Origin of the sequence: Acinetobacter sp. CIP 53.82 (genome assembly GCF_000369465.1) — a bacterium.
Taxonomy (GTDB): Bacteria; Pseudomonadota; Gammaproteobacteria; order Pseudomonadales; family Moraxellaceae; genus Acinetobacter; species Acinetobacter indicus.
Genome location: NZ_KB850046.1, coordinates 1,570,288 through 1,595,838 on the forward strand (window position 1 = coordinate 1,570,288; position 25,551 = coordinate 1,595,838).

Consider the following 25,551-nt stretch of genomic DNA (forward strand, 5'->3'; position numbering starts at 1 on the left):
GGCATGGTGGAATTTTGCCTAGTGTAAAACAATCTGGCGCGGATGTCGTATCTAAAGCGTTGCCGCGTGACGGCCTGACCCTGTCAGAAAACTGCAATCAAAACGTCATGGCACTGCAACCGGATGTTTATAAATTGTTCATATTCTAAACACTATCAAATTAAACCTATGAAATTAAAATTGAAATCACTTTGGGTGGCCATGTTGGCCGTGGGGATGGCAGCGTGTAACAGTGATGATGATCAGGTCAGTCCTGCACCGGTCGATCCAACCCCCAATACCATTGAACTGAGCAAAATCGGGGCCTATCAGTCGGGCATTTTTGCAGAAAGTGCCGCAGAAATTCCGGCCTATGATGCCGCCAGCAAACGCCTGTTTGTGGTCAATGCGCAGGCCGGGGTGCTGGATGTACTCGATTTAAGCCAGCCAAATCAGCCGGTTAAAATTGCCGAGATTCAGGTCCATGATATTGCTGAAGGCGCGGAAGTAAACAGTGTCGCAGTGCATAACGGTATTGTGGCAATTGCGATTCAGGCTGCCGTCAAAACCGATCCGGGTTATGTGGCGCTGTATCAGGCCAAAGATCTGAGCAAACTGGCGCATGTGCAGGTCGGTGCCTTACCGGATATGCTGACTTTTAGCCCGGATGGTCAAACCCTGCTGGTGGCCAATGAAGGTGAGCCATCTGATGATTATCAGGTTGATCCGGAAGGTTCAATTTCCGTGATTCAGCTGAGTAATTTAACAGCGCCTGTGGTCCGCACTGCAGACTTTAAAGCCTTTAATGGACAGGAAGCGGCGCTGCGTGCCCAGGGCGTGCGTATTTTCGGGCCAAATGCGACCGCGGCGCAGGATTTTGAACCGGAATATATTACGGTATCGCAAGATGGCAAAACGGCTTGGGCTGCATTGCAGGAAAACAATGCGCTGGCCAAAATTGATGTGGTTAATGCCAAAGTACTGGCGGTGTATCCATTGGGCTTTAAAGACCATGGTCTGGACGGCAATGGCATGGATGTCAGCGATGCCGATGGTGTTGATGGAACGGGCAGTATTAAGATCCAGACCTGGGCCAATGTGCGCGGTCTGTATATGCCAGATGCAATTGCCAGCTTTGATGTGGCCGGCAAAACCTATATCGTGACCGCCAATGAAGGCGATGCGCGCGCCTGGGGCGAAGACACACCAGAATATTTTAATAACGACACCAGCAAAGGTTTTGTTGAAGAATGGCGAGTGAAACATCTGGTACATGCCGATGGCTTTTCCCGCCGTTTAGGCGATGATTTACCGGCACACTTAAGCCAGCTGGCCAAAGGTGCCGAGCTGAATCCGGATAATTTTGGTTACTGCGGTGCCACGGCAGGCAATGCTGGTGACTGCCGTAAAGATCATCTGCTGGGTCGTCTGAATATTACCTGGACTGAAGGCTACCAGAAAAATGCCGATGGTACGCCAAAGCTGAATGAACGCGGCAATCTGGTATATGACCATCTTTATAGTTTTGGTGCACGCTCGGTCAGTATCTGGACAGAAAATAGTGCGCAAAATGGTCTGGAACTGGTCTGGGATTCAGGGGATGATTTTGAGCAGTACATTGCCGAGCATCATCCGGAAAGTTTCAATGCCAACCATGAAGAAGCAGGCATGGATAACCGCAGTGACAACAAAGGCCCTGAACCTGAAGGCGTGACGCTGGGCCAGATTGGCAGCAAAACCTTTGCCTTTATTGGTCTGGAACGTGCTGGCGGGGTGATGGTCTATGATGTATCGACTCCATCTGAACCAAGTTTTGTGCAGTATCTGAATAGCCGTGAGATGAGTGCGAGCACTGAACAAATTGAGCTGGGGCAGGCCGGTGATTTAGGCCCGGAAGGTCTGGTCTTTATTGAGGCAAAGGACTCGCCTAATGGCCAGCCATTACTGGTAGTGGGCAATGAAGTCAGCGGCAGCACCGCGGTATATCAGCTGAACCTGAAATAAGTGAGCAAAAAAGAGAAAGGGCACTACGGTGCTCTTTTTTTATTTTAAATTTTTATTGTCACTAAAATGTCATAGAACTGAAATAGTATTGTCATCATTTTAAGCTAATGCCAGCCCGATAGGGGGTGGTGTTCCCTTTTTGAACATAGGCTTTGTTCTTATGACAATTGAACTTTTAATGGTAATCGGCTTCTGTTTGGCGGCCTATTCTATTGTCGGAAATGATGTACCTCAAACCTTAGGGACTTTTATTTCTTCTAACTCCCATCGTCCTTGGTGGGTACTGTGGGTGTATATCAGCAGTATCCTGGTTGTGGTCTTGGTCTATGGCTGGTATGCATCGGGCGTCGGTGATGCCTCTTATGGGCGACTGGAAACCATTCCGTTCCCTGAAGGCGGAATTACCTGGCTGTATATTGTGCCGCCAGTTTTACTGTTGCTACTGACCAAATATGGTATTCCGGTCAGTACCACCTTCCTGGTACTAACCATCTTCTCTCCTGCGAGCTTGGGCTCGATGATGGTCAAATCCATGATGGGCTATGCCGTGGCCTTCTTGGCGGCGCTGATCATCTATCGTTTTGTGGCCAACAAAATGACGGTGTACTTTAACCAGACCAAAGATCAGGAACATTCGACCAAATGGGTGATTCTACAATGGTTATCTACCGGTTTCCTGTGGAGCCAGTGGCTGATTCAGGATCTGGCCAACATCTTCGTGTATGTGCCGCGTCAGGTACCGTTTGAATTCCTGATGTTTGCCATTGCGGTCTTTGTGATCTTGCTGGGGGTTATTCTGTACCAGCGTGGTGGTGCCATCCAGAAGATTGTCGATACCAAAACCGATGTTACCGATGTACGTGCTGCGACCATCGTGGACTTTATCTATGCAATGATCCTGCTGATTTTCAAAGAGTGGAGCAATATCCCGATGAGTACCACCTGGGTATTCCTGGGTCTGTTGGCCGGTCGTGAATTTGCCATCTCAATGATTGTGAACGGGGTTAGCAAATACCGTACCTCACGCAATGTCAGCAAAGATGCGATGAAACTGATGTTTGGTCTGGCCATGTCGGTATTCCTGGCGACCACTTTGCCATGGTTCTATAACCTGATTTCAGGCTAAGCATGGACTGAACATCAAGTACAAAAAAAGCGAGCTTCGGCTCGCTTTTTTCTTTCTGGACTTTTGGGTTCAAGCGCTTTAAATGGCAACGTGCTGTGGGGCATCCAGATTATGTAATGCAGTCAGGATTTCATCGGCATGATTGCAGATAATCAGCTTGGCGCGGTGCTGCGGCGGCAGGAAGCCTTCAGTCACGGCATGGTCAAGTTGGGCAATTAGCGCATTATAGAAGCCATTGACGTTATACAGCATCATCGGTTTTTGATGCTGGTTCAACTGGCCCCAGGTGGCAATTTCCAGAATTTCTTCAAAGGTACCCAGTCCGCCCGGCAAGGCCACAAAGGCGCTGGCACGTTCGGCCATGAGGGCTTTACGCTCATGCATGCTGTGTACAATATGCAACTCGGTCAGACGATGATGGGCAATTTCATAATCCAGCATAAATTCCGGAATCACACCTACAGTTTCACCACCGTGATCAACTACGGCATCGGCGACCTGGCCCATTAAACCGATACTGGCGCCGCCATAGACCAGACCAAAGCCATTTTCCGCCAGACGGCGTGCCAGTGCCACGGCCTTTTCCTGATACACCGGTTTATTTCCAGAACGTGAGCCGCAATATAAAGCAATTAAAGGTTGTGTTGTTTTAGGAGAGGGATGTTTTAAATTATCAGTCATTTTTACTACGCTATTCATGATTCTTGTTTCACCTTAACATGTTCTTTTTGTCTGCTCTAGCTTATGCAAAAAATATGACAAACAATGCCAGCGCCGTGCAGTGTGATTGCAAAGAATTGTTAAAGCATGCAGCACAACCGTGACCAGGCCAAAAAAAGAGTGATTCTGGCGCCAATCTTTTCTATACTGAAATTGTTTTTGACAACAATAGAACCGTCATGGGTAGTGGACACTATCGCACCATACAACAACAGTCGCTTTTAATCTCTTTTCTTTTTCCCTTTCATTCCCCAGGTTTTGAAACAGCCGGCCTTGGCTGTCGCACAGCCAAAACGGTATTCGTGGAGCATCGCCCATGATTTTTGAATGGATGTCTGATCCAGCCGCATGGGTGGGTTTGCTGACCCTGATTATTCTGGAAATTGTGCTGGGTATTGATAACCTGGTGTTTATTGCCATTCTGGCTGAAAAATTACCGCCGGAACAGCGTAACGCCGCACGGGTGGTCGGGCTGATTCTGGCTCTAGGCATGCGCCTGATTCTGCTGGCTTCAATTGCCTGGGTGGTGACTCTCACCAATCCGCTGTTCCATATTTTTGATCATCCCTTCTCCGGTCGCGATCTGATCTTGCTGTTTGGTGGGGTGTTCCTGCTGTTTAAAGGCACCATGGAGCTGCGTGAGCGTATTGAAGGCAAGCCGCAGCTGAAAGAAGAAAATCCGGTACACGCCACTTTCTGGATGGTGATTGTGCAGATTGTAGTGCTGGATGCGGTATTCTCGCTCGACAGTGTGATTACCGCGGTGGGTATGGTCAAAGAGCTGTCGGTGATGATGATCGCAGTGATCATTGCCATTGGTATTATGCTCTGGGCCTCTAAACCGCTGATGGACTTTGTTAACAAACATCCAACCGTGGTGATTCTGTGCCTGTGCTTCCTGATGATGATCGGTTTCTCGCTGGTGGTGGAAGGTTTCGGTTATCATATTCCAAAAGGCTATTTATATGCCGCGATTGGTTTCTCGGTGATGATCGAGTTCCTGAACCAAGCCATGCGCAAAAATCAGGAAAAAATGGTCACCACCACTGACCTGCGTTATCGCACTGCTTCCGCGGTGATGCGGATGCTCGGCGGCAAACCGAACGGGCCGGAACCGGAGCATCCAAGTCCGGAAGAAGTGTTGGCCACGCGTGCTTTTGCCGATGAAGTCTTTGCCGAAGAGAACAGCGTCTACCATACCGTGATGGTGCAGGGCGTACTCAGTCTGGCCGAGCGTCCGGTAAAATCGGTGATGACCCCGCGACCGGAACTGGAATGGCTGGATTTAGATGAAGACCAGGACAGTATTCAGGCCCAGCTGATGAATACCTCGCATTCACGTTTAATTGTGGTGCATGGCGAGCTGGACAATATTGCCGGGGTGGTGCTGACCCATAAGGTCATGAATGAATTTATTGAAACCGGCGTACTGGATTTTGAAAAACATCTGCGCGAACCGGTGATTGTGCATGAAAATGCGCAGGTATTGATGGTGATGGAACAGCTGCGTCAGGCGCCGCTGCAAATGGCAATTGTACTGAATGAATATGGCTCGATTGAAGGTGTGGTCACCCCGATTGATGTACTGGAAGCCATTGCCGGTGAATTCCCGGATGAAGATACCCTCGACGCGGTTGCAGAAACCCTGGAAGATGGCAGCCTGATGCTGGATGGCTCAACTGATATCCGCCATGTCTCGTTATTGCTCGGTCGTGATCTGGTCAATGAGCTGGAAGAATATTCGACCCTGTCGGGTTATATCCTGTTCCATCTCGGCCGTTTGCCGGAAAATGGCCAACGTCTGCTGGCTGATGATCATATTTTTGAAGTGGTCACCATGGACGGGCATAAAATCGAGAAGGTGCATGTGCTGCCACAGCCGCCAGCCGAGTAGCACTCAGAATATTCCTGTTTTCCGATTCAGTTCCGTTAAAATAGCCTGCATTGTCAGGCTATTTTTTGGAAAATATTTATGTCAGAACAGCCTTGTCCTTGTGGCGCTGGGTTTTATCACAGTTGTTGCCAGCCTTTGCATTTAGGTCAGCAGCAGGCCCAAACTGCCGCTCAGCTAATGCGTTCACGCTATAGTGCCTTTGCCTTGCAGCAGATTGATTATATTGTCAAAACCACCGCACTTGGTCAGCAGCAGGCTCTGGATGTGGCCGCTATTCGGGACTGGAGCAGCGCCAACCAGTGGTTAAAACTGGAAATCGTAAGTGCTCAGGAAAAGCTGGACAAAAGCCATGCCCAGGTCGAATTCAAGGCCTATTATCAGGATGGCAACCAGCCGCAGATACATCATGAAGTGTCGCATTTCGTCAAACATCAGGGTGTGTGGTATTTTCTTGATCCGACCACCGATCAGCAGATCACCATGAAACAGCCCTGTATCTGCGGTTCGGGCAAGAAATTTAAGCAATGTTGTGCGCAATTTTTATAACATTTGCCGTATTTTCGCTTATGATAACGCGCATCAATTCCCCTAGTGAAAGAAGGGCAGTTCATGTTGCTGTTGGTCATTTATATTATTGCCATTACTGCAGAAGCAATGACAGGTGCATTGTCGGCAGGACGGCGAAGCATGGACTGGTTCGGGGTGACCCTGATTGCCTGTGTCACCGCACTGGGCGGCGGCTCGGTACGTGATGTATTGCTGGGCCATTATCCTTTAACCTGGGTCAAGCATCCGGAATATCTGGTCCTGACCTGCGCGGCAGCCTTTGTCACCATTTTAATTGCCAAATGGATGCGCCATCTGCGTTCCATCTTCCTGGTGCTGGATGCCTTGGGCCTGATTGGCTTTACCATTATTGGCTGCCAGATTGCGCTGGAAATGGGCCACGGTTTTGTGGTGTCGGCAGTGGCTGGTGTGCTGACCGGCGTCTCGGGCGGGATTCTGCGTGATATTCTGTGTAATGATGTGCCGCTGGTGTTCCGCCGTGAGCTGTATGCCAGTATCTCTTTTGTGTCGGTGATCTGCTATTGGGTCTGTATTGAAATTGGCCTGTCGCTAGAACTAACCGTTATCGCCACGCTGATTTTTGGTTTTACCTTACGTTTAATTGCGATCTATTTTGGTCTGGAAATGCCAAAATTCATTTATAAGGATGATGATGAGCAGTCGGCCTCATCCAAAGATGCCTCCTAGCCACAAATCTCCTATAAATTAAACGGCATGACCGCTATCCAGATAGCGGTCATTGTCTTTAAAATCAAAGCTGATTGCTGTTGTCATAACAATAACCAGGCGCGCCATCCGCGTTTTCCTCTCCACCCTGTCAGAGCGTTTATTATGGATCTAGTTTCTCGTGTACAACGCTTACCGATTGGTAAGTTCCACTATACCTTGCTATGGGTTATCGGACTGGGCTGGATGTTTGATGCCATGGATACCGGTTTAATCTCCTTTATTCTGGCCAAAATGGCGGAAGACTGGCAAATGAGCCCGGCAGAAAAAGGCTGGGTGGTGTCAATTGGTTTTGTTGGCATGGCCATTGGTGCGGTGTTCTCCGGCGGGTTGGCCGACCGGATTGGGCGTAAAACCGTATTTGCCACGACCCTGGTGATTTATAGCCTGGCCACAGCGGCCTGTGCCTTTGCCCCAAATTTAAGCTGGTTACTGTTTTTCCGTTTTATTGTCGGTTTAGGGCTGGGCGGGCAGTTGCCGGTTGCGGTGACTTTGGTCAGTGAATATATTCCGGCGCATGTGCGGGGCCGCTTTATTGTGCTACTGGAAAGCTTCTGGGGGCTGGGCTGGCTCTGCGCGGCGCTGGTGTCTTATTTTGTGATTCCGACCTTTGACTGGCATATGGCCTTTTTAATTGGTGGCTTACCGGCGCTCTATGCCTGGGTCATCTGGAAAAAAGTACCGGAATCGGTGCCGTATTTAATTAACCGCGGCCGGGTCGAAGAAGCGCACAAACTAGTACAAAGTTTGGAACGTCGCTGCGGCGTCGAGGTGATTGAACAGCTGGAAGTGAAACCGGTGGCAGCCAAACAGAATATTTCCTTTGCCCAGCTGTGGTCGGGGCCATTTGCACGCCGTACCCTCATGCTGTGGCTGATCTGGTTCGGCATTGTCTATTCCTATTATGGCATTTTTACCTGGCTGCCAAGTCTGCTGGTCAAGGAAGGCTATACTATTGTGCAGTCCTTTGAATATGTGCTGATCATGATTCTGGCGCAGTTGCCGGGTTATATTGCGGCGGCCTGGCTGGTAGAAAAACTTGGCCGCAAAGCCACACTGGCCGGCTTTATTGGGCTGTGTGCGGTATCAGCCTACTTCTTTGGACAGGCCAGCAGCGTCGGCATGATCGTGTTCTGGGGTTGCCTGATGTCCTTCTTTAACCTAGGCGCCTGGGGTGTGCTGTATACCTATACGCCGGAACAGTATCCAACCAATATCCGTGCCTTTGGTTCCGGCTGGGCTTCGGCGGTGGGCCGTATGGGCGGTATTGTTGCGCCTTTGGTGGTGACCCAGATGATGGTGATGCACAACGGCTTTAGCTATGTATTTATGATGTTTACCGCGGTGCTGCTGGCCGTGGCACTGGTGATTGTGCTGCTGGGTGAGGAAACCCGCGGCAAGACCCTGGAGTCGATTGGTTTATAAGCAGCCGCTCATACAGACAATGCAAGATGCGCTGGCTATTGTGCCGGCGCATCTTTTTTATTTCTGGAATATGTTTTTCAACGTGCAGTCAGACTTGTGTATTTTTCAGTTGATTGACGCGCCTAAAATGGATATTTTTACGCCATAAGACATAAATTGTCGCAGAGTGTGATCGGCTACCCTTGTGCTGGCCGCGGCTGCGGCATAGCATAAGAACGTCAAAACTATAACGCATTAATTTAGGATTACAGGTTGTTATGACAAGCCTCGCGCATCATGCGACAGAAAACCGTTCCGTAGCAGAATTTACTGAACAAGCATATCTCAGCTATGCCATGTACGTGATTATGGACCGTGCATTGCCTCATATCAGCGATGGCCTGAAACCGGTACAGCGCCGTATCGTCTATGCCATGAGCGAGCTGGGTCTCAAGCCAAGCAGTAAACCAAAGAAATCTGCACGTACGGTCGGTGATGTGCTGGGTAAGTACCATCCGCATGGTGACTCGGCCTGTTATGAAGCGATGGTGTTAATGGCGCAGCCGTTTAGCTATCGTTATCCATTTATTGAAGGGCAGGGCAACTGGGGTTCACCGGATGATCCAAAATCCTTTGCCGCAATGCGTTATACCGAAGCCAAATTATCCGCATATAGTGACCTGTTACTGTCTGAACTCGGTCAGGGCACCTGCGACTGGCAGGACAACTTTGATGGTTCCCTAAAAGAGCCAGTGACCTTGCCGGCACGGGTTCCAAATATCCTGCTCAATGGCACCACCGGCATTGCCGTGGGTATGGCCACCGATATTCCGCCGCACAACTTGCGTGAAATCATTAAAGGCACCATCGCCCTGATCCGTAATCCGAATTTAAGCGATAGCAAGGTTGCAGAATATATTCCTGGCCCGGATTTACCGACCCGGGCTGAAGTAATTACCCCGCCAGATGAACTGTTAAAGATTCAGACCACTGGACGCGGCAGTTATCGCATGCGTGCGGTGTATACCATTGAAAAAAATGAAATTGTTATCAGTGATTTACCGTATCAGGTCTCTGGCTCAAAAGTCATTACCCAGATTGCTGACCAGATGCAGGCCAAAAAGCTACCACTGGTGACCGATGTACGGGATGAGTCGGACCATAAAAATCCGACCCGTCTGGTGATTGTGCTGCGTTCCAACCGGATTGATGCCGATGCAGTGATGAGCCATCTGTTTGCAACCACCGATCTGGAATCAAGCTATCGGGTCAACATGAACATGATTGGTGCCGATGGTCGTCCACAGGTCAAATCGATTCGCCAGATTTTATTGGAATGGATCGAGATTCGTAAACATACCGTCACACGCCGCCTGCAATATCATCTGAACAAGATTGAAAAACGCCTGCATATTCTGGCCGGCTTGCTGATTGCCTATTTAGACATTGATACCGTGATCCGCATTATCCGCGAAGAAGATCATCCCAAAGCAGAGCTGATGGCGCACTTTGGTATTGATGAGATTCAGGCTGAAGCCATTTTGGAACTCAAGTTGCGCCATCTGGCCCGACTGGAAGAAATGGAAATCCGTCGCGAACAGGAAGAACTCGAGGCCAAAGCTGCCACAATTCGTGAACAGTTGGCCAATCCGGAATCATTAAAAAACCTGATTATTACGGAGTTAAAAGACGACGCCAAAAAGTTTGGTGATGACCGCCGTTCACCAATCGTGCAGCGCGCTGAAGCCACTGCCATTAATGAACAGGACATGCTGCCGGCCGATCCGGTAACCGTGATACTGTCTGAAGCTGGCTGGATTCGCTGTGCCAAAGGCCATGATGTCGATGCCGAAAACCTGAATTTCCGTGCTGGCGACCAGTATTTAAGTCACGCCCAAGGCAAATCCAACCAGCGTGCCTATGTGCTGGATGACACTGGACGCAGTTATGGTGTGGCCATTAACAGCCTGCCATCGGCGCGTGGTTTGGGTGAACCGCTCAGTTCACGTTTATCACCGGCCAGCGGGGTCGGCTTTAAACAGGTGTTTGTGGCAGAAGATCAGGCTGAAATTCTGGTCATGAGCAGCAAAGGTTATGGCTTTAAAACCCAAGCCAAACAGCTGGATACCAATGCCAAAGCCGGTAAGGCTTTCCTGAGCCTGTCTGAAGGCGCCAGCGTGATGAATCTGCAAACTATTGAGCAGTTCAGTCATGTTGCGCTACTCAGTTCTGCCGGCCGTTTACTGATTGTTGATCTGGCAGAATTACCGGTGCTGAACAAAGGTAAAGGTAATAAATTGATACAACTTGAACCGAAAGATCAGATTGTATCCATGACAATGCTAAATTTAGATGAAATAATTCAAGTGTTTGCAGGACAACAGCAGTTAAAATTAAAAGGTGATGACTTGCAGAAGTATATCGGTAAGAGAGGAACTAAGGGACAGCTTTTACCACGGGGATATCAAAAAGCAAATAAACTGTTGATTCAGAGATAAGACTAGCGTTGTTTACATAAAATACGTTATATATGAATCGAATTCGTGAAAATGGATCCACTGCTGTACATAAACAAGCCAAAAAATGAAGTGCGGCAGTGTATAAAACAGTTGAATACTAAGGATTACTGATTGGAGAGATTGGCATTATGGAAAAAATTTGGTTTGAAGAATACCGAAAGACAGGGATTCCAGAAACTGTAGAGTTGCCACCAGAGAATACGTCACTGGTTGATATCTTTGAACGTAATTTCCAGAAGTTTGGTTCACGTGATGCCTTTATCTTTATGGATAAAGTGCTGACCTTTGCTGAACTGGAAGAAGCAAGCCGTAAATTTGCAAGCTATTTGCAAGGTCTGGGCTTGGCCAAAGGCACACGTGTTGCAGTGATGATGCCAAACGTTCTGCAATATCCAGTGGTGGCGTTGGGTGTATTCCGTGCCGGTCTGGTGCTGGTGAATGTAAACCCGCTGTATACCTCACGTGAACTTGAGCATCAGTTAAATGACTCTGGCGCAGAAGTGCTGGTGATTATTGAAAACTTCGCTTCTGTATATCAGGCGATTCTGGGTAAAACCCCAGTCAAACACGTTGTGGTTGCTTCTGTGGGGGATATGCTTGGTACCTTAAAAGGTACTTTGGTGAACTTTGTCTTACGTTCAGTACGCAAACAGATTCCGGCGTGGGACCTTCCGGGTCATGTCAAGTTTAATGCAGCCATGTCGAAAGCCAATGTCAGCAACTACAAGCGTCCAAGCCTGACCCTAAGCGATACGGCAGTACTGCAATATACTGGTGGTACGACAGGGGTATCTAAAGGTGCAGAATTAACGCATCGCAACCTTGTGGCAAACATGCTGCAATGCGATGGTATTTTCCAAAGTAAATTTGGTGCGCAAGATGGTCAGCCAGATGACCGTATTTTCTGTGCATTGCCGCTGTATCACATTTTTGCATTTATGGTGTGCGCGCTTTACGGGATGTATAAAGGTCAGGCAAACGTATTGATTCCAAACCCGCGTGACTTACCTGCGGTAATGAAAGAATTACGCAAATATCAACCAACTTTCTTCCCTGCGGTGAACACCTTATTCAATGCACTTGTGAACAATGAAGAGTTTAAACAGCTTGATCACAGCCGATTGAAAATGGCGATGGGCGGCGGTATGGCTGTATTACCATCTACAGCGGAAGCCTGGAAAAAAGTGACTGGCACCAACATCATTGAGGGTTACGGTTTATCTGAAACTTCACCGGTGGCTACCGCGAACCCGCCAGCGTCTGAAGCCTTCAGTGGCACCATTGGTATTCCATTGCCATTAACTGAAGTGGCAATTCTGGATGATGCCGGCAATGAAGTAGCATTGGGCGAGCAGGGTGAAATTTCAATCCGTGGTCCACAAGTCATGAAAGGCTATTGGAACCGTCCAGATGAAACCGACAAAGTGATGATTAATGGTTTCTTCCGTACAGGTGACATTGGTGTTATGGATTCACGTGGTTATATCAAAATCGTTGACCGTAAGAAAGACATGATTCTGGTCTCTGGCTTCAACGTTTATCCTTCTGAAATTGAAGAAGTCGTGGCGAAACATCCAAAAGTACTGGAAGTGGCTGCAATTGGTGTACCAGATGAAAAATCAGGTGAAGTGCCAAAACTGTTCGTTGTGAAGAAAGATCCTTCATTGACGACTGAAGAAGTTCTGGCATTTGCGAAAGAAAACCTGACCGGTTATAAACGCCCACGTTATGTTGAATTTATGGATGAATTACCGAAATCTAACGTAGGTAAAATCCTGCGTAAAGACCTACGTAAGACTGCATAAATTCTGCAATAAAAAAAGCGCCTAAGGGCGCTTTTTTTAATGCTCTTTTTTCATTAGCCAGCGGTCGAAGTAAGGACGTCCGACTCCCATCACCCCGAGGAAAATAAACATCGAGCCAAACTGACGGCTAAAACCGGAGGAATGGAAACTGCCATAACTTAAAATATTATCAATCAGGCAATACACCAGAATTACGGTCACCCAGTGCCATAAAGGCAGACGTTTAATTCCCACCGCATACAGGGCCACCCACAATACGATAAAGGTAAACAGGGTCGACCAGATGTTCAGGTTGGAACAGATGACCGTTAATAAAAAGGCCACAATGGGAATCACAATTTTTAAGGCCCGATCGACTTGCAGCTGATGCTGACGCTGTTTTTCAAGTACATCGAACATTTCTTTTTGATCAGGATTGACCATCATGAATCCTACACAATGAATAAAAACACCCTATTTAACAAAATTTATGCTTAAAACACCATGCTATGATAAAGTTTTGAAGAATTCCGACGAGAAAAAATAGATGCAAAGTATTAGTGGAATCGTCTATCTGATTCTAATCGCCTGCCTGTTGCCTTATTTATTTGCAGTAATTGCAAAAATGGCTGGCGGCTTTAAATCTGAAGATAATCAAAATCCACGTTCTTTTTTAGCCAATACTACCGGTCTGGCGGCGCGTGCCAATGCTGCCCAGCAAAACAGCTTTGAAAGTCTGCCGCTGTTTATTGCCGCCATTTTACTGGCCGAATATATGGTGATTCCGCAGTTTATTATTATGACCTTTGGCATTGCCTATCTGGTGTTTCGTCTGCTGTACGGGCTGTGTTATCTGGCCAACTGGGCGACGTTGCGCTCGATTATCTGGTTATTATCGTTACTTTGCCCGATCTGTTTATTGCTGCTGGTGATTAAACTGACCGCGTGATTGCACAGCAAAATATCTATTTTTATGTCATGAATGTATAATCGCGAAGTCATTAATAGCCGAAACCCGTTATAATTGACGCGGTTTAAAAAATTTAATTTGTGAAAGAGTGATGCCATGAGCTACAGCAATATCCCAGCGGGTAAAGATGCGCCAAATGATATCTATGTAATCATTGAAATTCCTGCCAATGCAGCGCCAATCAAATACGAAATTGATAAAGATTCTGATGCGTTATTTGTCGACCGTTTCATGGGTACTGCAATGTTCTACCCAGCAAACTACGGTTATGTGCCAAATACTTTGTCTGAAGATGGTGACCCATTAGACGTATTGGTGGTAACACCACATCCGGTTGAACCAGGTTCAGTAATTCGTTGCCGCCCGGTCGGTAAATTGAACATGGAAGATGACGGTGGTATTGATGCGAAACTGATCGCGGTACCGCACGACAAATTGACTCCAATTTACAAAGACGTGAAAGAATATACCGATCTTCCACCGTTACTGATTCAACAGGTTGAACACTTCTTTGCCCACTATAAAGATTTAGAGCCAGGCAAATGGGTGAAATTGACCGGTTGGGAAGGCGCAGACGTTGCCAAAGCTGAAGTATTAAAAGCGATTGAAGCTGCAAAATAATACGGCTTTTCCCCCCTCACTGAGCTGTCTTGTTTAGTGAGGACGCCATAAAAAAACCTGCACAGTGTGCAGGTTTTTTTGATTTAAACCATCGTCAGGACATTAGAATAATTTCACCGGGATGTCTAACCAGATACGCCATTCGTTGGTTGAGCCGATAGCATTACTTACATAGTTGCCAGAAGCATTATTGTAAGTATCACTTGCGCGCAAGTATGAGTGACGTAAGCGTAAGCTTGCATCTTTGAATGCACCAGATTGAACCGTATATTTCACTTGGTTAAAGAATTCATGTTCTTCAGCTTGGTCGATAATTTGTGCTGGATTATTTATTTCGGCTACATCAATATCCCAACCATAAACGAATGCTGTTGTCCAGTTTAGACCTGGAAGACCATGGTTTTTAAAATTATAGTTGTACTGTAAGCCAACAGATTTTTCATCGTTACCATTAAAGTCGGATAAGTATGAGTTTGGTACATAAATGCTTTGTAGACCATCTGCGTTGTAAGCATAGTCGTAACCTATGTTGCCCGCATTATCTTGGTATGCAAGCATCAAATTGTGTGCATCTCTGTTATAGCTTGCAGATACACCCCAAATTGAGTTAGTCAATTCTTCAGTCGCACTGCGTGGATCAGTGGTTGCTGCTCCAACTTTCCATTTAGTATTGTAACCCATTGCATCTAAAGTTACGGTCGCACCATTTGCTGTAGGAAAGCTGTAATTTACATTCCCATAGTGACGATCTAATTTATCTTTAACGTCTACCCCATAATAAGAGGCATTAACTTGGTCGTTAAACTTGTATTTCGCGCCCCAGAAAATAGCACTGTCCAAATTTTGTTGGTCTGAGCTGATATCATTAGACCATTGATTTTTAGTGAATTTACCACCGATTAACGTCAAGTCTTTAATTTCGTTACTTTCAATATAAAGACCAGTGTAGTACTCAGGGGTTAAACGAGCAGTATTACTTGCAATTACTGGAATTTCAGATACTTGCGTACCATATTTAGCCGTTGTGTTTGATACGCGTGCTTTGACATAAGCACCTCCACGTGCCCAATGATCATAGGCATCTTTAGTTCCATCGGCATTATCTTGACTATGCGTTGGGATCATTTGGTTACCAGTATGCCCATTTTTACCGAGTTTAAATGAAGCATCACCAATGATACCTGCACCAAAACCAACAATACCTTTGGTAAAGCCAGAATCTAGATTAATTATTGCTGTTTGAGCTGCAGAGCTTGTATCGTTTGTTAGTCCATCTTTTTTATCACGATTCAAATAACCTGTACGGAATAAAACCGAACCGTTTGCATCTTCTACAAAGCCTTTAGATTCACTTTGTTCGCTAGCAACAGCTGTAGAAATTAAAGCAGCTTGTACCAGGACTGCTAATGTTAATTTTTTCGCGTTTAGCATTGGGAGAGAGCCTCATCCAGAATGTTATGTTTCAATTTGTTTAAAAAGAACCCAGAAACCGGAAGAATTTTATAGGGAATTTGTAAAAAAGATACCGTTTTATCCATTTTTCTTTGAGAAAAATGCAAACGCTGGCGTATACAGTTTCAATCCTTGCTCTTGTAAAACACCCTTCCTGGGTCATATTGCAGAAAATTTGCTTCTCAAAACAGGAAGGCAATTTTCGCGCTTTAATGTACTGTGTTTATACTTTTTATTCAAAAAATAATTTGTGATTATGCGGTTTTAGACAGTGTGAAGATGTGGAAAATTTGGCACTTTACAGGGAGTAAAACGTACATACAAGATTTATCTCGCTGAATTTTTTATGCATTTCGTTGAAGCTATGATTAGGACTATCTCATGCATCAGTGCATTCTAGTGGAATGCAAGATTGCACTTTTTTTAAGCAGCAAAAAGCTTTTGAATGATTAAGCGACTCAAAATAGCGCATGATGTAAGCAAATATAAATGATCTGGTTTATCTCCCAACGCAGCGAAAGGATCAGCACATCAGTGGGATTGAAAAAGTATCATGCTGTTCTTAAGTTTTTATCTGATATTAAAAGTTTATATAAAATAATAGGTTAAAACTAGTTAAAAGAAAATTGAAATTATTCTTTTTGAACAGATGCCAGTGTTGGCATAGGGATTGCTATCTCCTGTGTGAGTGAAACAAATACACAAAAGCATTGAAATATGCAGCAGGGGATCAAATAATGAAATTTTCTATCAAAACACTTTCACTGGCTTTCATTGCCGCAACTGCCAGCTTCAGCGTGGCTGCAGCAGAAGACACTTCGGCATCTGCTTTATCATTTAGCGGTACTGCAGCGCTGACTTCAGATTACCGTTATCGTGGTCTGACCCAAACCTTTAATGATCCTGCAGTACAAGCTGGTTTCGCACTGTCACATGCATCTGGTGTATATGCCGGGGTGTGGGGCTCGAATGTCGATTTCGGCGGTACGGCCCATTTAGAGCTGGACCCATATATCGGTTATGCCACAACCTTAGATGGATTTGCGAGCAAGCCATTACTGGATGTGGGCTTATGGTACTACGCTTATCCAAGTGAAAGTGATTTAAACTGGTTAGAAGCCTATGCAAAACTTGGCTTTAATGATGTGCTGGTCAAAGATGCCAGCTTGCTCACCGCAGTGAACTACAGCAATGACTTTTTAGGCGCAGATTTAGATGCCTGGTATTTCAATGCTACCTATAGCGTACCTTTTGGTGCGACCGGTTTTGGTGGAGTGGCGGCTTTAGGCTATACCGTGGCAGATGAAGAGATTTTTGGTGATGATGACAGCTATGTGGACTGGAAATTGGGCGTAACTTATGCCTTTGCCGGTGTTGAAGGCTTAACGGCAGAACTGGCTGCGGTGGGTTCAGATATTGACTATGGTCCAGGCACACCAGATGCGGTTGAACGTGGCGTAGAAACAGGCGCAGTCGTGACATTGACCAAGGCATTCTAATTTAAGGCTTCACATTGAAAAAATAGCCCATTTGAAATGGGCTATTTTTTTAGCTTGTTTTTAATGATGCGTTTTATGGGCTGGACTGCGCCCGATAAGACAGCGCTTCCGATAAATGAGCAGTTTGAATCTCGCTACTTTCGGCCAAATCGGCAATACTGCGCGCCACTCTTAAGACCCGATGATAGGCGCGAGCCGACAGGTTTAAGCGCTGCTGGGCCAGATCCATCATGTTCTGTGCTGGTGTGGCTAAGGCAGCAAACTGTTCCAGCTGTTTTGGACTTAAGTTCATATTCAGCATACCTTGACGTTGCATCTGCCGTTCATAGGCCTGAATTACCCGCTGGCGAACCGTATCTGAATTTTCCACCGCAGTTTTATCATGTAACTCATGGGCCTGTAATGGTGGTACATCAATATGCAAATCAATCCGGTCCAGTAATGGCCCAGAAATCCGGTTCTGATAACGCTTGATCATTTCCGAAGAACACTGGCAGCGAATATCCTGATTAAACGCATAGCCACACGGGCAGGGGTTCATCGCGGCAATCAGCTGGAAACTGGCCGGAAAGGTAATCTGCCGCGATGCCCGGGAAATCACAATTTCTTTGGATTCCAAGGGCTGCCGCAATACTTCCAGCACTTTACGGTCAAACTCCGGCAGTTCATCTAAAAACAGCACACCTAAATGAGCCAGGGTAATTTCGCCCGGTTTCGGATGCGAGCCACCACCGACCAGTGCAATCGCTGAAGCGGTATGATGTGGGGCGCGAAATGGCCGCTGTCCAAAGCGATGTGGGGTATTGGCAATTGAATAGATACTGGCAACTTCAAGATTTTCCTGCATATTCAGGGGCGGCAAAATACTGGCCAGACGTGAGGCCAAGAGAGTCTTGCCTGTACCGGGTGGACCTTTAAAGAGCAAGGAATGGCCACCGGCAGCGGCAATTTCCAGGGCACGCCGAGGTCGCAGCTGTCCTTTGACATCCGCCAGATCAAAAGCATAGCGTTCCAAACGGGTTTCCGAGCTTGCTGCAAAAGGCTGCAGCGGCGCAGCCTGCGCCAGATGCTCACAGACCTGTTTCAGATGACTGGCCGCAAACACCTGAAAGTCGGGCAGTTGTGCAGCTTCCTGCGCATTGGGTTCCGGTAATACCAGTTGATGACCAGCCGCCTGACAGGCAATGGCAATACTTAAAGTCCCGGTGACCGGACGCAATTGGCCATCCAGCGCCAGTTCACCAATAAATTCCAGGTTGTCTGCGGCCTGTTCGGGCAATTGTCCGGAAGCAATCAGAATGCCTAAAGCAATCGGTAAATCCAGACGCGAGCCATCTTTGGGTAAGTCGGCCGGGGCCAGATTAATGGTCAAACGTTTGGTGGGAAACTGAAAACCACTGTTAATAATGGCCGAGCGAACCCGGTCTTTACTTTCACGGACCGCGGCTTCGGCCAGACCGACAATGGTTAAGGAGGGCAGACCCTGACTTAAATGGACTTCAACTTCAATAGACGGGGCATTCAGTCCAAGCAGACCCCGCGTATAAATTTTGGCAAAAGACATTGTTGTTATGTTCCGTTTTGGTGCGTTATTTTTGGTCGTTATGCGTCTTTTGTTGCACTAAGAAGGTGCTTATTCTTTGTTCAAAATCTTTTGTTCGAGTGCTTCTACCTGCTGCAGCAGTTCATTTAAACGAAGATTGGCATTATTCAGTGCAGTGCGCTGACGGTCCAGCTCTTCTTTGGACACCAGATCCATTTTGCTGACGGCTTCGCTTAGCAGGGCACGCAGGTTATGTTCTAAGTCTTTTTTCGGTTGATCGACCTGTTCTAAGATGGCCTGTAATAAGGTTTCTATCATAATAAATTCCATTCCAGTGGACTGAAAAGCGCAGTGTAGCATTGCTCTGGCCCAGACTATAGTGTTTCAGATGAAATATGGTTTTATTCGATGCCGGAGATCGTAAATCTCTACAGAAAAATGTTTATTTTTTGAAGATTGGTGCATGAGAAAGGTATAAAATAAGATATAAATAAATCACATGCCGTAACTTCTAATTTCCCCCGACCTTAGGAGTTTTGGCATGAAATTTGAACATAAAACCTTACTGGTGAAATAAGCCGAAGGAAAACACACATGAAGCTCGTAACTGCAATTGTAAAACCCTTTAAATTAGATGACGTGCGTGAAGCACTGTCAGAAATTGGTGTTCAAGGGATCACTGTCACTGAAGTCAAAGGCTTCGGTCGTCAGAAAGGTCACACTGAACTGTATCGTGGCGCAGAATATGTTGTTGATTTTCTACCAAAAGTGAAAATCGAAATCGCCATTAGTGATGAGATGGTGGATTCAGTGATTGAATCAATCACCCGTGTAGCAAGCACCGGCAAAATCGGTGACGGTAAAATTTTTGTGACGAATCTGGAACAGGTCATCCGTATTCGTACAGGTGAAACAGGTGCAGATGCTGTTTAAGCAATTGGCACGAAGTTTGCTGAGTACCTAATAACTCACAAAAACTAGGTTGGGGGATACGAATGAAAAAAATGCTACTTGCGCTCGGCTTGTCCGGCGCGCTTTTGGGTGGTTCTGTTACTTGGGCTGAAGAAGCCGTAACAGCGCCAACTCCTTCAGAACAAATCACAGTAAATGATACTGTGGAACCTGCGCTTATTGAATCAAGCGATATCATCACTACAGAAACTGCTTTGCCTGAAGTGGTAGCGGCTGAAGAAGAAGCCGTGTTAGACACTGGTGATACCGCTTGGATTCTGGTCTCAACAGCACTTGTCCTACTCATGACCATTCCGGGCTTGGCCCTGTTCTATGGCGGTATGGTGCGCAAGAAAAACGTCCTCAGCACCATGGCGCACAGTTTTGTTGCGGCCGCAGTGGTCAGTCTGGTCTGGGTAATTATTGGCTATACCTTGGCCTTTGGCGAAGGCAATGCCTTTATTGGCAGCTTGGACAAGTTCATGCTGGCCGGTATTACCACTGATGCCTTGAGTGGCACCATTCCTGAAATTCTGTTTGTGATCTTCCAGATGACCTTTGCGATTATTACCGTGGCCATTATTAGCGGTTCGATTGCAGAGAGGATGAAATTTGGGGCCTTTGTTGCGTTCATTGCCATCTGGGTGGTGGTGGTCTATGCACCTATTACCCACTGGGTCTGGGGTGGCGGCTGGTTAGGCAATGATGGCGCGCTGGATTTCGCTGGTGGTACCGTGGTACACATTAACTCTGGTGTGGCTGGTCTGGTGGCTGCCTATATGCTGGGCAAACGTATGGGCTTGGGCCGTGAATCGATGGCACCGCACAACCTGACCTTAACTGTGGTGGGTGCAAGCTTGCTGTGGGTAGGCTGGTTTGGTTTCAATGGTGGTTCTGCGCTGGGCGCCAATGGTTCAGCAGGTTATGCTTTAGTGGTGACTCAAGTTGCCGCAGCTGCAGCCGCACTGGCCTGGTTAGTGACTGAAAAAGTGGTCCGTGGTAAAGCCTCTGTATTAGGCGGTGCTTCAGGTGCTGTGGCCGGTCTGGTGGTCATTACCCCGGCAGCAGGTTTTGTCACCGTCGGTGGTGCCTTAGCCATGGGGCTGATTGGTGGCGTGGTCTGCTTCTGGGGGATTACTGCACTGAAACGTGCCCTGAAAGCCGATGACTCTTTAGATGCCTTTGGCCTGCATGGCGTGGGTGGTATTGTAGGTGCAATTTTAACCGCCTTCTTTGCCAGCGAATTCATTATGGGCGATGCGGCACCTGCCAGCCTGATGGGTCAGCTGTGGGTGCAAGTGGAAGGTGTGATTGCCACCATTGTGTACTCTGCAGTATTAACCTTCATCATCCTGAAAGTGATTGATCTGGTAATTGGTATCCGTGTTGAATCTGATGATGAACGCATGGGTCTGGATTTAAGCCAGCATGGTGAACGGGTTGAATAATCTTTCAGCAGCATAATCAATATATTGTGTAAAACAGCCCAAAAGGGCTGTTTTTTTTCTATATATTGCGTAAAACTCTACAAAATCCTGTTTTTTTGCTACACTCTCAAATCAACTGGATTTGTTCAATTAAACCACTATGCATTGTCCATTTTGCAACGCCGCAGACAGTAAAGTGATTGATTCACGGCTGGCAGCTGAAGGCTGTCAAATTCGCCGACGTCGTGAATGTATTAGCTGTGGTGAACGTTTTACCACCTTTGAAAGTTATGAAGTGGTGATGCCACGCGTCATTAAATCGGACGGTAAAAATGAGCCCTTTGATGAAGCCAAACTGCGCCGTTCATTGATGCATGCCTTGCAAAAACGTCCCGTGACTCAGGAACAGATTGAAACGGTACTCAGTGATATCCAGCTGCAAATCCGCCGTCTGGGCGAACGTGATGTTAAATCACGCACCATCGGGGAAATTGTCATGCAGTCTTTATTCTCGCTGGATCATGTGGCCTATGTGCGTTTTGCTTCGGTGTATCAGGACTTTCAGGATGTGGAAGCCTTCCGCCGTCAAATTGAACAAATGCAGCAACGTGAATACTAAGCTCAACGCGCAAGAGTGGTGACATGTCCGAGTTAACTCAAGACCAAATCTGGATGCAGCGTGCCATTGAACTGGCACGACTCGGACAGTACTCGACCAAACCGAATCCGAATGTGGGCTGTGTGCTGGTTAAAGACGGACAGCTGGTGGGTGAGGGCTATCATCCGCGTGCCGGACAGCCACATGCCGAAGTATTTGCCTTACGTGATGCCGGCGATGCCGCCCGCGGTGCAACCGCTTACGTGACTCTGGAACCTTGTGCGCATTATGGACGTACCCCGCCTTGTGCCAAAGGTCTGGTCGAAGCCGGTGTGGCCAGAGTGGTAGTGGCCTGTCCTGATCCGAATCTGCTGGTGGCTGGTAAAGGCGTGCAGATTCTGCGCGATGCCGGAATTCAGGTGGAGGTAGGCGTGCTGGAACAGCAGGCGCATCAGCTGAATCTGGGCTTTTTAAAAGCCATGGCCACGGGTCAGCCTTATGTCCGCTTAAAAGTGGCGTCAAGTCTGGATGGCCGTACTGCCATGGCCTCCGGTGAATCGAAATGGATTACCGGCAATTCGGCGCGTCTGGATGTGCAGCACTGGCGTGCGATTTCAGCAGTGGTGATTACCGGGATTGAAACCGTGCTGGCCGATGACTGTCAGCTCAATGTCCGCCAGCTGGCGATACATCAGGACATCAGCAGCATTGTCCAGCCGAAACGGCTGGTACTGGACCGTCAGGGACGCTTGCCCTTAACCGCCAAGCTGCTCGAGCAGCCGGACAGTGTGATGGTGATGGGTCCGTATCGGGCCGAGCTTGAGGCGCTGGGCGTGATCCAGCTCGAGGTTCAGCCTTTGGATCAACTACTTCGAACTTTGGTGCAGCAGTATCAGCTGTATGATGTGCTGATTGAAGCCGGTGCGACACTATCGACCGCCTTTTTACAGCAGCAACTGGTCGACGAAGTGATCAGTTATGTGGCTCCGACCCTGTTAGGCCGGTCTGCACGTGCCATGTTTCAGGCAGAATTTGAGCGTATGGCACAACAACTTCGATTTAAACTTTGCGACGTCACTCAATTCGGTGATGATGTGCGCTTAAGGTTAACCCCTTCTCAAGAGACGTTATGAATTCAGAGTCTACGGTTTATCACAAACGTCGTCACGCCGCACGTACGACAGATGAATATCTTTTCCATCAGCTGGTTCCTTATCTGGGGAATAAACGTCGTCTGTTACATCTGATTCTGGAAGCGCTGGAGCAGACCGGCACCCTGAACAAAGGCGGCCGCGCCCCGATCTTCGCTGACTTTTTTGCCGGTTCAGGCGTGGTTTCACGTCTGGCCCGACAAAATGGCTATCGGGTAATTGCCAATGACTGGGAACCGTATAGCCATGCGCTGAATCATGCGATTTTGGCCTGTGTAGAAGCGCCGGCGTTTAAAGAGCTGGGCGGTTATCAGAAAGCGATTGATTATTTAAACCGTTTGCCAGAAGTCAAAGGCTGGGTCACGCATAACCTGTGCCCACGCAATGATGAAATTTATGATCCGACCCGCGACCGTTTATTCTTTAAACGCCGTAACGGGATGCGTATTGATGCCATCCGCCAGCAGATTGCCACCTGGCAGGCGCAAGGCGCGATTGATGATGTCGAGATGAGCGCGCTGCTGGCGCCTTTGTTGTATTCGGCCAGTTTTGTCAGCAACACCTCCGGGGTCTTTAAAAGTTTCCACCATGGCTGGGGTGGTAAAACCCAGACTGCACTGGAACGGATTGAATCTTTGTTGTGGTTAACCCCAAGCCGCTTCTGTGAAATTGGTGATCCGAAACGTCCGGCTGCCGAAATGTGGTGTGTTGATGCCCAGCATCTGGCCAACCAGATGAGCGGTTTTGAAGTGGATGTGGCGTATTTAGATCCGCCATATAACCAGCATGCTTATAGCAGTAACTATCATGTGTTAAATGCCTTAACCTTGTGGGATCAGGTTGATTTACCAACGCCAGATACCAAAGGCTTCAAGAGCGGCATTGACCGTGCTTGGCGCAAAGAGCGTCCGAGTCCGTATAACTCGTCCAAGCACGCCAAAGAAGCGTATGAGAAACTGTTAGAAACCATTAATGCACGTTATATCCTGACCAGTTACTCCACCGATGGCAATATCAGTGCAGTGGATTTGTTGCAGGCCAATTTAAAACGTGGCCGGGTCAGCCTGTTAACCCAGGATGTACCGCGTTACCGGGTCAGCAAGCAGCGTCAGTCTGAACGTGCACGAGTACTGGAATTTATTGTGATTACCGATACTCATGCCAAGTCTGGCCCGCCAATCCGGCAGTTGCTGGGGCAGTTGCATCACTTTGCCGAGCTGGGCGGGGTCGATACCAGCGGTGTCAGCACCCAACTGGCCTTGTGGTAAGCACTAGAGACAATAAGAGAAAAGACTATGTTTACAGGAATTATTGAAAGCGTGGGCAAAGTGGACAGCCTGCAAAGTGTCGGTGGTGATGTCCGCCTGCGTATTCAGACCGATCTGGATATGTCCGATGTCCATCTGGGGGATTCTATTGCCACCAACGGCATCTGCCTGACCGTTATTGAGTGGGGCGATAACTGGTACGCGGCCGATGTGTCACGGGAAAGTTTAAACCGGACTACCTTAGGTAACTGGAAAGTTGGCCAGCCGGTGAATGTGGAAAAAGCCATGTTACCGACCACCCGTTTTGGCGGACATATTGTCAGTGGTCATGTCGATGCCGTGGGTGAAATTACCTTGGTGCGTGAAGATGCGCGTTCTTTATATTTTGAAGTGACTGCACCGGCTGAAATTGCCAAATATCTGGCCGAAAAAGGTTCGGTGACTGTAGATGGCATCAGCCTGACCATTAACCATTTGCGTGGCAGTGTAATCAGCCTGAACCTGATTCCGCATACCGCAGAGCGTACCAATATTGGTACCTGGAAAACTGGCAGCAAAGTCAATCTGGAAGTGGATGTTTTGGCGCGTTATATCGAGCGTTTACTGCTCGGTGAAAAAGCCGCAGAAACCACGGCACAGTCAAAAATCAGCATGGACTTTCTGGCCGAAAATGGCTTCTTAAAATAAGTCCTGACGCTGCTGTACAGAACAGTCTGATTGAAAAAATTAGACTGTTTTTTTATTTTTAGCGATAATTCAGGCTGCGCGAAACAGAGTAACTTACGTTGGTTAAGTGTAGATGATTGATTTTTTGCTAAATTTTGAACAGTGGCTGCCTGTGTTGCTCAACAACTATGGGGTCTGGATTTATGCAATTTTATTTTTAATTATCTTTGCGGAAACCGGTTCGGTATTTATGTTTTTCCTGCCGGGAGACAGTCTGCTGATTGCCATTGGCGCCTTATGTTCAACCACCGATGTGGTGCATTTACACTATATGGCGATTTTACTGTGCCTGGCCTCTATTCTTGGCTATAGCGTGAATTACTATACCGGCAAGGTCTTGGGGCTGAAGTTTTTTAATGACCATTCGCGTTATTTCAAACCGGAATATATCGTCAAAACCAACCGCTATTTTATGAAGCATGGCGGTAAAACCATTCTCATTGCACGGTTTATTCCTTTTGTCCGTTCTTTTGCACCGTTTGCTGCCGGTTCCGGACATATGCCCATCGCCAGCTTTACGGCCTATAACATTGCCGGTGGCATTATCTGGATTGTGTCTTTATTGGCCATCGGTTACGGTCTGGGCAATATCCTGTCGTGGCTGGGTCATATTTTTTAATAT

General features: G+C 47.4%; 23 protein-coding genes. 18 read left to right on the forward strand and 5 right to left on the reverse strand.

Annotated features, from left to right (window positions below; translation table 11 throughout):
• The first annotated feature begins 168 nt into the window (after nt 1-168).
• Nucleotides 169-1,983 carry a choice-of-anchor I family protein gene (locus F905_RS12940; RefSeq protein ID WP_005181499.1) on the forward strand — a complete coding sequence of 605 codons (1,815 nt, stop codon included), beginning with the start codon at nt 169-171 and terminating at the stop codon, nt 1,981-1,983.
• 160 nt (nt 1,984-2,143) lie between these two features.
• The gene (locus F905_RS12945) at nt 2,144-3,109 is read left to right on the forward strand and encodes a hypothetical protein (RefSeq protein ID WP_005181504.1); all 966 of its coding nucleotides are present in this window, start codon (nt 2,144-2,146) and stop codon (nt 3,107-3,109) included.
• A 78-nt stretch (nt 3,110-3,187) separates the two neighbouring features.
• On the opposite strand, the gene F905_RS12950 is transcribed toward F905_RS12945, so the two are convergent.
• The gene (locus F905_RS12950; protein WP_005181508.1) at nt 3,188-3,808 is read right to left on the reverse strand and encodes an LOG family protein; all 621 of its coding nucleotides are present in this window, start codon (nt 3,806-3,808) and stop codon (nt 3,188-3,190) included.
• A 337-nt stretch (nt 3,809-4,145) separates the two neighbouring features.
• On the opposite strand from F905_RS12950, the gene F905_RS12955 reads away from it, so the two are divergent.
• From F905_RS12955 to F905_RS12980, 6 genes are all read left to right on the forward strand, one after another.
• A complete protein-coding gene (locus F905_RS12955) occupies nt 4,146-5,723 on the forward strand; it encodes a TerC family protein (RefSeq protein WP_005181513.1) in 1,578 nt (525 codons plus the stop codon).
• 78 nt (nt 5,724-5,801) lie between these two features.
• A complete protein-coding gene (locus F905_RS12960) occupies nt 5,802-6,269 on the forward strand; it encodes a YchJ family protein (RefSeq protein WP_005181516.1) in 468 nt (155 codons plus the stop codon).
• A gap of 63 nt (nt 6,270-6,332) precedes the next feature.
• Nucleotides 6,333-6,977 carry a trimeric intracellular cation channel family protein gene (locus tag F905_RS12965; protein WP_005181518.1) on the forward strand — a complete coding sequence of 215 codons (645 nt, stop codon included), beginning with the start codon at nt 6,333-6,335 and terminating at the stop codon, nt 6,975-6,977.
• A gap of 144 nt (nt 6,978-7,121) precedes the next feature.
• Entirely contained in the window at nt 7,122-8,441 is a 1,320-nt protein-coding gene (locus tag F905_RS12970) for a niacin transporter NiaP (protein ID WP_005181520.1), read from the forward strand.
• Nucleotides 8,442-8,698: 257 nt separating this feature from the next.
• Entirely contained in the window at nt 8,699-10,918 is a 2,220-nt protein-coding gene (gene parC / locus F905_RS12975; protein ID WP_005181522.1) for a DNA topoisomerase IV subunit A, read from the forward strand.
• Between the two features lie 149 nt (nt 10,919-11,067).
• A complete protein-coding gene (locus F905_RS12980) occupies nt 11,068-12,744 on the forward strand; it encodes a long-chain-fatty-acid--CoA ligase (RefSeq protein WP_005181524.1) in 1,677 nt (558 codons plus the stop codon).
• 36 nt (nt 12,745-12,780) lie between these two features.
• Here the strand turns inward: F905_RS12980 and F905_RS12985 are convergent, their stop codons facing one another.
• The gene (locus tag F905_RS12985; protein WP_005181526.1) at nt 12,781-13,167 is read right to left on the reverse strand and encodes a hypothetical protein; all 387 of its coding nucleotides are present in this window, start codon (nt 13,165-13,167) and stop codon (nt 12,781-12,783) included.
• A gap of 103 nt (nt 13,168-13,270) precedes the next feature.
• Between F905_RS12985 and F905_RS12990 the strand changes: the two genes are divergently transcribed.
• Nucleotides 13,271-13,672, forward strand: coding sequence for an MAPEG family protein (locus tag F905_RS12990; protein ID WP_005181530.1), 402 nt, complete (start codon nt 13,271-13,273; stop codon nt 13,670-13,672).
• Nucleotides 13,673-13,789: 117 nt separating this feature from the next.
• Nucleotides 13,790-14,314 (forward strand): inorganic diphosphatase, encoded by a 525-nt coding sequence (ppa, locus tag F905_RS12995; protein ID WP_005181532.1) that lies wholly within the window; start codon nt 13,790-13,792, stop codon nt 14,312-14,314.
• Between the two features lie 102 nt (nt 14,315-14,416).
• Here ppa and F905_RS13000 read toward each other — a convergent pair whose 3' ends face one another.
• Nucleotides 14,417-15,745, reverse strand: a complete 1,329-nt coding sequence (locus tag F905_RS13000; protein ID WP_005181539.1) for an OprD family outer membrane porin — start codon at nt 15,743-15,745, stop codon at nt 14,417-14,419.
• A gap of 755 nt (nt 15,746-16,500) precedes the next feature.
• Here F905_RS13000 and F905_RS13005 point away from each other — a divergent pair.
• Nucleotides 16,501-17,265: a TorF family putative porin gene (locus F905_RS13005; protein ID WP_171065130.1), complete on the forward strand. Its 765-nt coding sequence runs from the start codon at nt 16,501-16,503 to the stop codon at nt 17,263-17,265.
• A gap of 73 nt (nt 17,266-17,338) precedes the next feature.
• On the opposite strand, the gene F905_RS13010 is transcribed toward F905_RS13005, so the two are convergent.
• Together F905_RS13010 and F905_RS13015 are read right to left on the reverse strand one after the other, a co-directional pair.
• Nucleotides 17,339-18,829: a YifB family Mg chelatase-like AAA ATPase gene (locus F905_RS13010; RefSeq protein ID WP_005181543.1), complete on the reverse strand. Its 1,491-nt coding sequence runs from the start codon at nt 18,827-18,829 to the stop codon at nt 17,339-17,341.
• Nucleotides 18,830-18,898: 69 nt separating this feature from the next.
• Nucleotides 18,899-19,126, reverse strand: coding sequence for an accessory factor UbiK family protein (locus F905_RS13015; protein ID WP_005181545.1), 228 nt, complete (start codon nt 19,124-19,126; stop codon nt 18,899-18,901).
• Between the two features lie 276 nt (nt 19,127-19,402).
• Here F905_RS13015 and glnK point away from each other — a divergent pair, with 276 nt between their 5' ends.
• The 7 genes from glnK to F905_RS13050 all read left to right on the forward strand — a co-directional run bounded on the left by glnK (nt 19,403) and on the right by F905_RS13050 (nt 25,548).
• Nucleotides 19,403-19,741 (forward strand): P-II family nitrogen regulator, encoded by a 339-nt coding sequence (gene glnK / locus F905_RS13020; protein WP_004650081.1) that lies wholly within the window; start codon nt 19,403-19,405, stop codon nt 19,739-19,741.
• Between the two features lie 62 nt (nt 19,742-19,803).
• A complete protein-coding gene (locus tag F905_RS13025) occupies nt 19,804-21,207 on the forward strand; it encodes an ammonium transporter (protein ID WP_005181548.1) in 1,404 nt (467 codons plus the stop codon).
• Nucleotides 21,208-21,346: 139 nt separating this feature from the next.
• Entirely contained in the window at nt 21,347-21,805 is a 459-nt protein-coding gene (nrdR, locus tag F905_RS13030) for a transcriptional regulator NrdR (RefSeq protein WP_005181550.1), read from the forward strand.
• 23 nt (nt 21,806-21,828) lie between these two features.
• Nucleotides 21,829-22,917 carry a bifunctional diaminohydroxyphosphoribosylaminopyrimidine deaminase/5-amino-6-(5-phosphoribosylamino)uracil reductase RibD gene (gene ribD / locus F905_RS13035; RefSeq protein ID WP_005181553.1) on the forward strand — a complete coding sequence of 363 codons (1,089 nt, stop codon included), beginning with the start codon at nt 21,829-21,831 and terminating at the stop codon, nt 22,915-22,917.
• Nucleotides 22,914-24,203 (forward strand): DNA adenine methylase, encoded by a 1,290-nt coding sequence (locus F905_RS13040; RefSeq protein ID WP_005181555.1) that lies wholly within the window; start codon nt 22,914-22,916, stop codon nt 24,201-24,203. Before ribD ends, F905_RS13040 begins: the two co-directional genes overlap by 4 nt.
• A 27-nt stretch (nt 24,204-24,230) precedes the next feature.
• The gene (locus F905_RS13045; RefSeq protein ID WP_005181557.1) at nt 24,231-24,890 is read left to right on the forward strand and encodes a riboflavin synthase; all 660 of its coding nucleotides are present in this window, start codon (nt 24,231-24,233) and stop codon (nt 24,888-24,890) included.
• A 112-nt stretch (nt 24,891-25,002) separates the two neighbouring features.
• Entirely contained in the window at nt 25,003-25,548 is a 546-nt protein-coding gene (locus F905_RS13050) for a VTT domain-containing protein (protein ID WP_005181559.1), read from the forward strand.
• Nucleotides 25,549-25,551 lie beyond the last annotated feature (3 nt).

What these genes read in the sequence shown, in the direction of transcription:
- F905_RS13000 (WP_005181539.1), bottom strand. Translation starts at nt 15,745, where the DNA reads ATGCTAAACGCGAAAAAATTAACATTAGCAGTCCTGGTACAAGCTGCT.
- F905_RS12955 (WP_005181513.1), top strand. Translation starts at nt 4,146, where the DNA reads ATGATTTTTGAATGGATGTCTGATCCAGCCGCATGGGTGGGTTTGCTG.
- F905_RS12945 (WP_005181504.1), top strand. Translation starts at nt 2,144, where the DNA reads ATGACAATTGAACTTTTAATGGTAATCGGCTTCTGTTTGGCGGCCTAT.
- F905_RS12960 (WP_005181516.1), top strand. Translation starts at nt 5,802, where the DNA reads ATGTCAGAACAGCCTTGTCCTTGTGGCGCTGGGTTTTATCACAGTTGT.
- F905_RS12950 (WP_005181508.1), bottom strand. Translation starts at nt 3,808, where the DNA reads ATGAATAGCGTAGTAAAAATGACTGATAATTTAAAACATCCCTCTCCT.
- F905_RS13010 (WP_005181543.1), bottom strand. Translation starts at nt 18,829, where the DNA reads ATGTCTTTTGCCAAAATTTATACGCGGGGTCTGCTTGGACTGAATGCC.
- F905_RS12990 (WP_005181530.1), top strand. Translation starts at nt 13,271, where the DNA reads ATGCAAAGTATTAGTGGAATCGTCTATCTGATTCTAATCGCCTGCCTG.
- F905_RS12965 (WP_005181518.1), top strand. Translation starts at nt 6,333, where the DNA reads ATGTTGCTGTTGGTCATTTATATTATTGCCATTACTGCAGAAGCAATG.
- nrdR (WP_005181550.1), top strand. Translation starts at nt 21,347, where the DNA reads ATGCATTGTCCATTTTGCAACGCCGCAGACAGTAAAGTGATTGATTCA.
- ppa (WP_005181532.1), top strand. Translation starts at nt 13,790, where the DNA reads ATGAGCTACAGCAATATCCCAGCGGGTAAAGATGCGCCAAATGATATC.
- ribD (WP_005181553.1), top strand. Translation starts at nt 21,829, where the DNA reads ATGTCCGAGTTAACTCAAGACCAAATCTGGATGCAGCGTGCCATTGAA.
- F905_RS12970 (WP_005181520.1), top strand. Translation starts at nt 7,122, where the DNA reads ATGGATCTAGTTTCTCGTGTACAACGCTTACCGATTGGTAAGTTCCAC.
- F905_RS12940 (WP_005181499.1), top strand. Translation starts at nt 169, where the DNA reads ATGAAATTAAAATTGAAATCACTTTGGGTGGCCATGTTGGCCGTGGGG.
- F905_RS12985 (WP_005181526.1), bottom strand. Translation starts at nt 13,167, where the DNA reads ATGGTCAATCCTGATCAAAAAGAAATGTTCGATGTACTTGAAAAACAG.
- parC (WP_005181522.1), top strand. Translation starts at nt 8,699, where the DNA reads ATGACAAGCCTCGCGCATCATGCGACAGAAAACCGTTCCGTAGCAGAA.
- F905_RS13025 (WP_005181548.1), top strand. Translation starts at nt 19,804, where the DNA reads ATGAAAAAAATGCTACTTGCGCTCGGCTTGTCCGGCGCGCTTTTGGGT.
- F905_RS12980 (WP_005181524.1), top strand. Translation starts at nt 11,068, where the DNA reads ATGGAAAAAATTTGGTTTGAAGAATACCGAAAGACAGGGATTCCAGAA.
- F905_RS13050 (WP_005181559.1), top strand. Translation starts at nt 25,003, where the DNA reads ATGATTGATTTTTTGCTAAATTTTGAACAGTGGCTGCCTGTGTTGCTC.
- F905_RS13040 (WP_005181555.1), top strand. Translation starts at nt 22,914, where the DNA reads ATGAATTCAGAGTCTACGGTTTATCACAAACGTCGTCACGCCGCACGT.
- F905_RS13045 (WP_005181557.1), top strand. Translation starts at nt 24,231, where the DNA reads ATGTTTACAGGAATTATTGAAAGCGTGGGCAAAGTGGACAGCCTGCAA.
- glnK (WP_004650081.1), top strand. Translation starts at nt 19,403, where the DNA reads ATGAAGCTCGTAACTGCAATTGTAAAACCCTTTAAATTAGATGACGTG.
- F905_RS13015 (WP_005181545.1), bottom strand. Translation starts at nt 19,126, where the DNA reads ATGATAGAAACCTTATTACAGGCCATCTTAGAACAGGTCGATCAACCG.